The organism is Actinomadura sp. GC306, from assembly GCF_004348665.1.
Classification (GTDB): Bacteria; Actinomycetota; Actinomycetes; order Streptosporangiales; family Streptosporangiaceae; genus Spirillospora.
Genome location: NZ_SMKM01000287.1, coordinates 1 through 8,364, shown reverse-complemented (window position 1 = coordinate 8,364; position 8,364 = coordinate 1). Strand labels below are relative to the sequence as shown.

At 70.9% G+C, this 8,364-nt stretch carries 10 protein-coding genes and 1 rRNA gene; 7 read left to right on the top strand and 4 right to left on the bottom strand.

Annotation, left to right across the window (positions count from 1 at the left end; genetic code table 11):
* Nucleotides 1–2: 2 nt before the first annotated feature.
* A 5S ribosomal RNA gene (rrf, locus tag E1200_RS28245) occupies nucleotides 3–119 on the top strand.
* 196 nt (nucleotides 120–315) lie between these two features.
* Here the strand turns inward: rrf and E1200_RS28240 are convergent.
* The gene (locus E1200_RS28240; RefSeq protein WP_131955124.1) at nucleotides 316–978 is read right to left on the bottom strand and encodes a DUF998 domain-containing protein; all 663 of its coding nucleotides are present in this window, start codon (nucleotides 976–978) and stop codon (nucleotides 316–318) included.
* 46 nt (nucleotides 979–1,024) lie between these two features.
* The gene (locus tag E1200_RS28235) at nucleotides 1,025–1,813 is read right to left on the bottom strand and encodes a metalloregulator ArsR/SmtB family transcription factor (protein WP_131955123.1); all 789 of its coding nucleotides are present in this window, start codon (nucleotides 1,811–1,813) and stop codon (nucleotides 1,025–1,027) included.
* An 87-nt stretch (nucleotides 1,814–1,900) separates the two neighbouring features.
* On the opposite strand from E1200_RS28235, the gene E1200_RS28230 reads away from it, so the two are divergent.
* A complete protein-coding gene (locus E1200_RS28230) occupies nucleotides 1,901–2,320 on the top strand; it encodes a class I SAM-dependent methyltransferase (protein WP_131955122.1) in 420 nt (139 codons plus the stop codon).
* Here the strand turns inward: E1200_RS28230 and E1200_RS28225 are convergent, their stop codons facing one another.
* Nucleotides 2,321–2,929, bottom strand: coding sequence for a TetR/AcrR family transcriptional regulator (locus E1200_RS28225; protein ID WP_131955121.1), 609 nt, complete (start codon nucleotides 2,927–2,929; stop codon nucleotides 2,321–2,323).
* Nucleotides 2,930–3,132: 203 nt separating this feature from the next.
* On the opposite strand from E1200_RS28225, the gene E1200_RS28220 reads away from it, so the two are divergent.
* The 3 genes from E1200_RS28220 (at nucleotide 3,133) to E1200_RS28210 (ending at nucleotide 5,261) form a co-directional block, all read left to right on the top strand.
* On the top strand, nucleotides 3,133–3,465 hold the full coding sequence (locus E1200_RS28220) for a helix-turn-helix transcriptional regulator (protein ID WP_207933578.1): 333 nt from the start codon (nucleotides 3,133–3,135) through the stop codon (nucleotides 3,463–3,465).
* Nucleotides 3,462–4,394, top strand: coding sequence for a hypothetical protein (locus E1200_RS28215; protein WP_131955120.1), 933 nt, complete (start codon nucleotides 3,462–3,464; stop codon nucleotides 4,392–4,394). Before E1200_RS28220 ends, E1200_RS28215 begins: the two co-directional genes overlap by 4 nt.
* Nucleotides 4,395–4,703: 309 nt before the next feature.
* Nucleotides 4,704–5,261 (top strand): hypothetical protein, encoded by a 558-nt coding sequence (locus E1200_RS28210; protein ID WP_131955119.1) that lies wholly within the window; start codon nucleotides 4,704–4,706, stop codon nucleotides 5,259–5,261.
* A 77-nt stretch (nucleotides 5,262–5,338) separates the two neighbouring features.
* On the opposite strand, the gene E1200_RS28205 is transcribed toward E1200_RS28210, so the two are convergent.
* Entirely contained in the window at nucleotides 5,339–5,671 is a 333-nt protein-coding gene (locus tag E1200_RS28205) for a hypothetical protein (protein ID WP_131955118.1), read from the bottom strand.
* A 193-nt stretch (nucleotides 5,672–5,864) separates the two neighbouring features.
* Here E1200_RS28205 and E1200_RS28200 point away from each other — a divergent pair, with 193 nt between their 5' ends.
* Both E1200_RS28200 and E1200_RS28195 read left to right on the top strand, forming a co-directional pair.
* On the top strand, nucleotides 5,865–6,809 hold the full coding sequence (locus tag E1200_RS28200; RefSeq protein ID WP_243708882.1) for an endonuclease/exonuclease/phosphatase family protein: 945 nt from the start codon (nucleotides 5,865–5,867) through the stop codon (nucleotides 6,807–6,809).
* Between the two features lie 124 nt (nucleotides 6,810–6,933).
* The coding region (locus E1200_RS28195; protein ID WP_131955116.1) for an acyclic terpene utilization AtuA family protein at nucleotides 6,934–8,364 on the top strand (1,431 nt) is incomplete at its 3' end.

The window sequence follows — 8,364 nt, the reverse complement described above, 5'->3', positions numbered from 1 at the left end:
CGTTCGGTGGTTTTGGCGAAGGGGAAACACCCGGTTCCATTCCGAACCCGGAAGTTAAGCTCTTCAGCGCCGATGGTACTGCATGGGAGACTGTGTGGGAGAGTAGGACGCCGCCGGACTCATATTGCAGGAAGGGCCCCGCCTTTTGGTGGGGCCCTTTCTCATTTCCAGGGGCGGGTGTCCCGGTCGGCGAAGGCGTCCCACAGAATCGCAACGGGGGCGACGGTGCAACTGCACGAGGTGGATATGGGACGGAGGTGGGCCGGAGGCGGCCTCGCCCGTGTTCAGGGCGGACCGCCTCCGGCCGTCCTCGAATCAGGAGTGGTCGTGCGACTCGCGCAGGAACTTGAGTGAGAGGACGGCGGCCCACGTCCAGATGGCGGCGCCGCCGGCGAGCATCAGGCGGAAGTCGCCCAGGGGGAACGCGGCCATGCCGAGCACGAGATACGCGGCCGGTGCGGCGGCGCTGTAGATCGTCCAGCCGAGCCGTCCCTCACGGACGAAGCGGCGGGCGAACACCACGCACGCGATGCTCAGCGCCAGGCCCATGCCGACCGGGGCGAAGTTGTGCAGCATGCCGTGCCAGGTGACCTCGGCGACGCCGTCGGGCGTACCGGCGGGGAAGCCTTCCGCCGGGTCGGTGGGGAACAGGCCGGCCCATATCAGGCTCGCGCCGTAGACGCCGATGAGAGCCGTTCCCCACGTGCGGCCCGTCGTCCCCGGTTCGAGGACGCGGCGCAGACCGGCGGCGGACGCCGCGGCGAGCGCTCCGCAGAGCAGGAAGTTGACGGTCTGGATCCACCCGTGCTCGCCGAGTGCGAGCATGCTGAGCGGGTGGCGGGCGGCGTCGAACCCGTCCCGCGTCATGGCCTGCGCCACGATCAGCAGGACGAACAGCGGTCCCGCGGGGACGCCGCAGGCGAGCAGGGCGCGTGTCGCCCGGGACGAGGACAGCGAGGTTGTCTGTGTAGAAGGCATGGCGACTCCTGGGTCGGCGCCGATACGGATCGGTCGGTGGGGGTGATCACGCGTACAGGGGCTCGCCGGTCTCCAGCAGGGTCTTCAGGTCGCTGAGCGTCTGGTTCCAGCCGCCGCCCGCCTCGGGGATCTCGCCCGCGCCCTGCGCCGCCGTCTGCGGCGCCCCCGTCACGTCGTGGGTGACGGTCAGCCGCGAGATGCCGGAGCCGTCGTCCTCGATCTCGTAGGTCAGCCGCGTGTGCGGCTCACCGAGGAACAGCGCGCGCCACGTCTGGACCAGCCGGCGCGGCGGATCCGCCTCGATGACCTCGCCGTCGATGATCACGTCGGGGGCGCCGTGCTCCTTCATCGTCTCGCTGGCCAGCCCGCGGAAGGCGCCGCCGGGGCGCAGGTCGTACTCCACGGGCGCCTGGTAGCCGAACTTCACCGTCCACTCCGGGTCGGTGATGGCGTCCCAGATCGCCTGGGGCGTCGCCTTGATGTACACCCGGTACACCTGGACGGTCTCGGTCGTCGTCATGCCTGACTCCAGTCGTCTCTTCAGATCGGTGAGCGCCGCGGCGGGCCGCTCGGTGAACTTGCCGATCCACCGGTCGTGGATCAGCCGGATCGGCACCGGGTTGAGGAAGTGCAGCTTCTCCCGGCCGGACCGCCGCGGGACCACCAGCCCCGCGTCCTCCAGCACCCGCAGGTGCTTGGAGACCCCGAACCGCGTCATGTCGACCTCCGCCTCCAGCTCGCCGAGCGTCCGCCCGTCCCGGGCGAACAGCAGGTCGAGCAGGAAACGGCGGGTCGGGTCCGCCAGCGCTTTGAAAGCCGCCTCGTCGTCGTCCACGCCTGAAAAATAGGTGACCAAAAGGTCACATGTCAACCGTGCTCAAGGAAGCGACGGCTCGTCGGTGGCGTGGCCTAGGGTCGGTCCATGGTGCTCTCACCTCGTCTTTCCGCGGTCGTGGACGCGTTGCCGCTTGGACCGGACATGCGGGTCCTGGAGATCGGCTGCGGGACCGGCGCCGCCGCGCGGGCCGTCGCGGCGCGGCTCGGGGCCGGGCACATCCTCGCGATCGACCGGTCGGCCAAGGCGGTCGCGCAGACGGAGGCCGCGTCCGCCGCGGAGATCGCCGCGGGACGCATGAGCGTCCGGCGGGCCGCGATCGAGGACTTCGAGCCCCGGCCCGGCGAAGGGCCGTTCGACCTCGTCTACGCCATACGGGTCGGCGCGCTCGACGGCCGCCACCCCGAGGCGGGCCGCGAGGCCCTGGCGCGCATCGCGGCGGTACTGGCCCCCGGCGGCCGCGTCTTCATCGACGGCGGCGACCCCTTGCGCGAGGTGCCCGTCTGATCAGCGGCCGAGAGCCTGGTCGAGGGTGCCGGCCCACTGCGCCAGCAGGCGTGTGCGGCGGGCCGAGTCGTCGGTGAGCAGGTCGGCCAGGCCGAGGCCGCGGACCAGGTCAAGGGTCGCCTGGACCGTTTCGCGGACGCCCGGCACGGTCTCGTCCGCGCCGAGTGCCTCGACGGTGAGGCGGTGGGCCTCGCGTCCGACGCGGGCTTCGAGAGGGACGACCTGCTCGCGGAGCTGCTCGTCGGACGCGGCGGCGACCCAGAGCTGCAGCGCGGCACGGAACAGGGGGCTGGTGTACATCTCGCCGAGCAGCTCCACCACGTCCGCCGTGGTCGGCCGGTGCCCGGCGCGAACGTCCAGGCGCTCGCGCATCTGCGCGATCCGCACCTCGGATCCGTAGTCGACGGCCGCCGTCACGAGCTCCTCGCGCGTCCGGAAGTGGTGCTGGGCGGCACCGCGGGACACCCCGGCGCGCTCGGCGACCACCGCGACCGTCGTCCCGGCCCACCCCACGGATGCCAGGCACTCCACGGCGGCCTCCAGAAGCCGCCGCCTGGTGGCGCGGCTGCGGTCCTGCCGCGGCTCCCGGGGTAGTGCCCGCGTGGCCATGACTCCCTCGACTCGATGCCCCACCAGTCAACCAAACCCGTCCCGACAAAACAATCATGCGTGATTGATTTTTCCACCCGGACCAAGCCGAGGGGGCCATCCGTTTGCCGGCGGTGAAAGGAGACCTGCGAAGTGACAAGGCTTGCCCGTGACATGACCGGGTCCTACCCTATGTAGAGTTCCGATAGAGGGGAGGTTGCCGGATGCAGGTGCGCATCACTGTTCCCGTGGCCCGAGTGCTCAGGGTGTTCCTCGACGACATCGGGGAGCAGCGGTACGGGTTCGAGTTGATGCGCGAGGCTGGGCTGGCCAGCGGGACGCTATATCCGATCCTTGCGCGTCTGGAGCAGGCGGGCTGGCTGACCGGGGAGATGGAGCCCATCGACCCGGAAGAGGCCGGCCGCCCCGCCCGGCGCTTCTACCGGCTGACCGCCGAGGGCGCGCGCAGTGCCCACTTCGCGCTCGCCGAACTCGATGCCCAGTTGCGTCGCCCCGGCACGGGTGGCCTGATCAGGCCGCGGAGGGACCACGCATGACCGCGCATGTGCTCCTCGTCTCCGTTGTGGGCTGCGGCGTCCTCGGCGGAGCGCTCGTCGCCGCGGACATGGGCAGTGCGCGGGCGCGGGGACGGCTCGACACGATCCTGTACTCGCTCCTCAGGGTCGCACGCCTCAGGCTGCGCGAGGAGCAGCGCGTACCGATGCATGACCACGAGTGGATGCCCGAACTGCACCACATCCTCAACGGCGGGGCGACACCGGCGCTCCGCCTGCTGAGCGGAACGCGGTATGCGGTCGGGCTCATCCGGAAGGCCCACAACGTCGGTGAGATCAGGTCGGGTCGCGATCTGCGCGGCGAGCCACTCCACCGGTTCGTCGCCACGGCCGACGCGTGCAACGTCTTCGGCAACCTCTTCACCTCGGCCGCCTACATCGTCCTGACGTCCCTCATCGGTCTCGCGGCCGGTTTCCAGCTGACCGAATCGCTGGGCGTCAGCGGGCACAAGGGCCGCCTCGACGACATGCCCCTGGCCGTGACGCTCATCGTCGTGTTCACCCTGCTGCTCGGTGGCGCTCTGGCGCTCCTGGTGGGTCTGGCCCTGCTCGGCATCGGCCCGAAGCGCCTGTACCGGCCGCCGCACACGCTGTGGAGCACTCCCGAACTCAAGCCCCACCACGGGTTGGTGGTCGTCGTGTCCCGCCATCTCCTCGATTGGATCATCGGCGAGGACGGTGACAACGCCAGAGGCGTCCCCACGGCATCCCTCCTCGGGGCCGGCGCCGGGGTCGGACTCGGCATCTTCACCGAGAGGAGCATGGGACAGATGGCCGACGTCTTTCTCATCCTTGGCGGGCTCATCGCCATATTCGTGATGCTGCGCATCACCCTGGTCGAATTGCTGCTCTGGCGGTTCGAGCGCCAACGCCCGCTTGACGAGACCGCGGGCGCCAACCACCACAGCTAACCCCACTGGGAGGTGACACAACGCAGGGCGGGGACCGTCCCATCGAACGGTCCCCGCTGAGAGGTGGGCCCTGCTGCAACAGAGGCCGACCCATCCAGAGATCAACCCGTCTTCATCCGCTGCAGAACGGTTTCCAAGGAGCTGAACCCACCCATGAGGGTACGCCGAAATCTCGACGAGGCCGACCCGCCGGCGCGAGAGCCGGTCACCGTACAGTGGCCGCCCCCCTTCGCCCCGCCCTCGTCCGGCCCGTGGCCGCAGATGCGCGTCCCGCGCCAGGCCGCCCCAGCCAGACGGTTGCACACCACCATGCTCGCGGTGGACATCTGCGCCTTTGGCGATCACCGGCACGACGACCCGGTGCAGTGCCTGCTGCGCCGCCAGATGTACGAGCATCTCCGCCGGGCGTGCGAGTTCGCCGTCCTGCCCTGGCGGCGGTGCCATCACGAGGACCGCGGGGACGGTGTGCTGATCGTCGCACCGGCCGACCTGCCGGTCGAGCGGCTCTTCGAACCGCTCGCCCACCATCTGGCCACGGCCCTCTGGCGGTACAACCGGAACGCCGCCGACAGCACCCGCCTCCGGATGCGGTTGGCCGTGCACTCCGGACTGGTCGCCCCTGACCCCTATGGCGTCTCCGGGCGGGCGCTCATCGAGCTCTTTCGGCTCCTGGACGCACGCGCCTTCAAGAACGTCGTCGCCCGTTCACGGAGACCCCTGGGAGTGATCCTCTCGGAACGTTTCTATGCCGATGCGCGCACGTGCGGTGGCCTGGCCGACGCTGACGCCTACCACGCCATCCGCGTGCGTACGAAGGAAGCCCGCATCCCGGCTCAGGTCCGCACGGACCTTGGCACCTTCGACTGAGGGCCCGGGAACTGGGAGGGTGTCACTGAGAGAGACCGGCTGGTCGGGGAGTGGTGTGCCCCGACCAGCCCTAGGGGTCAAGCCAGGTAGGCGCCGAAGAGGTCCGCGGCCTGCGGTACCAGGCCCGCGTCTTCCTGGCTCAGGAAGGTGTCGCCGTTCCCGGGTGCGGGCGCACTCCGGCCGAAGATCTGCACCCCGCCGGCGTCCGCGGTGTCGCCGGTGTCCTCGCGGGGGACGCCGACGATCAGCGGCTCGCCCAGGCCGTCCCGCCACGGGCCGCCCCGTTCGAGCACGGACCCGAGCTGGTCGCCGGCCTCGGAGGTTGAGCGCGACGGGCCGTCGTGCTCGCAGTACGAGGCGAGGGCGAGGCCGGTGCCGAACCGGTCGCCGGGTTCGACCGCGCCGTCCACGCCGGGGGAGTGGCCGCGACTAACAGCCCGTTGAGTCTCACTGAGTTCCCCGTCCCCTCTGTGACATTCACAATGTGGACGGGGCATCCGGCGAAGTGGTTTACCCGGCGGTAGGGCGGATGGTGTACGCGGTGGTCAGTCCATGATCTATTTGTCCCCTTGGCGGCTTGTTCAGGGGATGCGGGGTCGGATCGTGGATTCAGTGTGGGCGCGGGGGCGGGTACTCGCCGTGCTGGCGGTGGTGACCGCCGGGCTGCTGGTGTTGCACCGGGCGGTGCCCAATTCCGTCGGCCGGCTGGGAAGCCTGCTGGAGACGTTCCTGCCGTGGCTCGGCCTGTCGGTCGTGGCGCTGCTCGGCCTTGCGCTGCTCCGCCGTTCGCCGACCGTGCTGGTCGCCTCCCTGCTGCCGGTCGCGGCCTGGGTCCACCTCTTCGGCGGGCTGCTCCTCCCCGCGGCGGAGCCCGGTCCGCGTGACCTGGTCGTCGTGCAGCACAACGTCAGCGACGAGAACACCGACCCGGCGGGGACGGCACACGCCCTGGCGGCCGCGAAGCCGGACCTGGTGGCGCTGGAGGAACTGACGCCCTCGGCCCTGCCGGCCTACGGGCGAATCCTCGGCCCGGACCTCCCGCACCACGCCGTCCAGGGCACCGTCGGGCTCTGGTCGAAGCATCCGCTGAGCGGCACCCGGTCCCTGGACATCAAGCCTCGCGAGATCACGGAGACCTGGAGCCGCGGGCTGCGGACGGTCGCGCACACGCCCCACGGAGAGATCGCCGTGTACGTCGCGCACCTGCCCTCGGTCCGGATCCGGCCAGGCGGTCTGGCGTCGGCCTGGCGCGACGAGAGCGCCGGCCTCCTCGGGAAGGCCCTCTCCGCAGAGGAACTGGAAGCGGTGATTCTGCTGGGGGACCTGAACGGCACGACCGATGACCGCGGGCTCGCTCCGCTGACGTCCCAGCTGAACGCGGCGGAACGCGGGCTGGCCTTCAGCTTCCCCGCGGCCTTCCCGCTGGCCCGGATCGACCAGGTCATGGCCCGTCCGGCGGCCGTCCCGCACCTCCGCGCCCTGGACGCCACCGGCAGCGACCACCTTCCGGTCGCCGCCCGGGTACGCCTCCCCGTCCGGCCGCGCTGAGCCGTGGGCTCCGGCGGAGACCCGCCCCGGTTCGTGAGGGGTGACGAGTGCCGCGTCCAGGGCTTCCAGCAAAACAATCATGCGTGATTGATTTTTTGCTCGCGGGTCTGGCAGGGTTCTGGGCATGAGCCAACCGCTGCGGGTCGGTAACGCCTCGGGCTTCTACGGCGACCGCTTCTCGGCGATGCGGGAGATGCTCGAAGGCGGGCCGCTGGACGTCCTGACCGGTGACTACCTCGCCGAGTTGACGATGCTCATCCTGGGGCGCGGCAAGATGAAGGACCCGGACGCCGGGTACGCCGCCACGTTCCTGCGGCAGATGGAGGAGGGCCTCGGCCTCGCCGTGGAGCGCGGGACGAAGATCGTGGCCAATGCCGGCGGGCTCAACCCGGGCGGGCTGGCCGGGCGGCTGCGGGAGCTCGCCGGGCGGCTCGGCCTTGAGGTGCGCATCGCCCATGTCGAGGGCGACGACCTGCTGGGGCGGGCCGAGGAGCTGGGGTTCACCGATGCCCGGTACGGACGGCCGCTCACGGCCAACGCCTACCTGGGGGCGTGGGGGGTCGCCGAGTGCCTGCGGCGCGGCGCCGACGTGGTGGTGACCGGCCGCGTCACCGACGCGTCGCTCGTCGTGGGGCCGGCGGCCGCGCACTTCGGCTGGGCGCGGGACGACTGGGACGCGCTGGCCGGCGCGACCGTCGCCGGGCACGTCCTGGAGTGCGGGGCGCAGGCCACCGGCGGCAACTACAGCTTCTTTGAAGAGATCTACAGCGTAAAGGCGCCGGGCTTTCCGGTTGCGGAAGTACATGGCGACGGGTCGTGCGTGATCACCAAGCACGATGGGACGGGCGGGGCCGTCACCGTCGAGACCGTCACGGCGCAGTTGCTCTACGAGATCGGCGGGCCGGCTTATGCCGGTCCCGACGTGACGACCCGGTTCGACACGATCGAGTTGGCGTCGGACGGGCCCGACCGGGTGCGGATCAGCGGCGTCGAAGGCGTCCCGCCGCCGTCCACCACCAAGGTCGCACTGAACCACCTCGGCGGCCACCGGAACGAGATGATCTTCGTGCTCACCGGGCTCGGCATCGACGCGAAGGCGGAACTCGCCAGGCGGCAGATGGAGGCGGCGTTCGGTGATGCGCGTCCGGCTCGGGTGGAGTGGACGCTGATCGGAACGGCCGAGTCCGACCCCGCCACGCAGGGGGAGGCGACGGCCCTGCTGCGGTGCGCCGTCCTCGACCCCGATCCGGCGAAGGTCGGCCGGGCGTTCAGCAGCGCGGCCGTTGAACTGGGACTCGCCGGTTACCCCGGCTTCACGATGACGTCCCCGCCGGGGAAGGGCAGCGCCTACGGCGTTTACACGCCCGCCTTCGTCCCCAATGAGGTCGTCGAGCACGTTGCGGTCACGCATGAGGGTGAGCGGGTGGCCATTGCGCCCGCGCCTGTCGTGACCCCGGCCGGTGAGGCGGGGAGTGACGCGGGGAGTGAAGTGGCGGCGCGCGGTGCGGGGGCGTCGGCGGGCGGCGGAGGCTCTGCGCCGTCCTCTGCCCAGTCC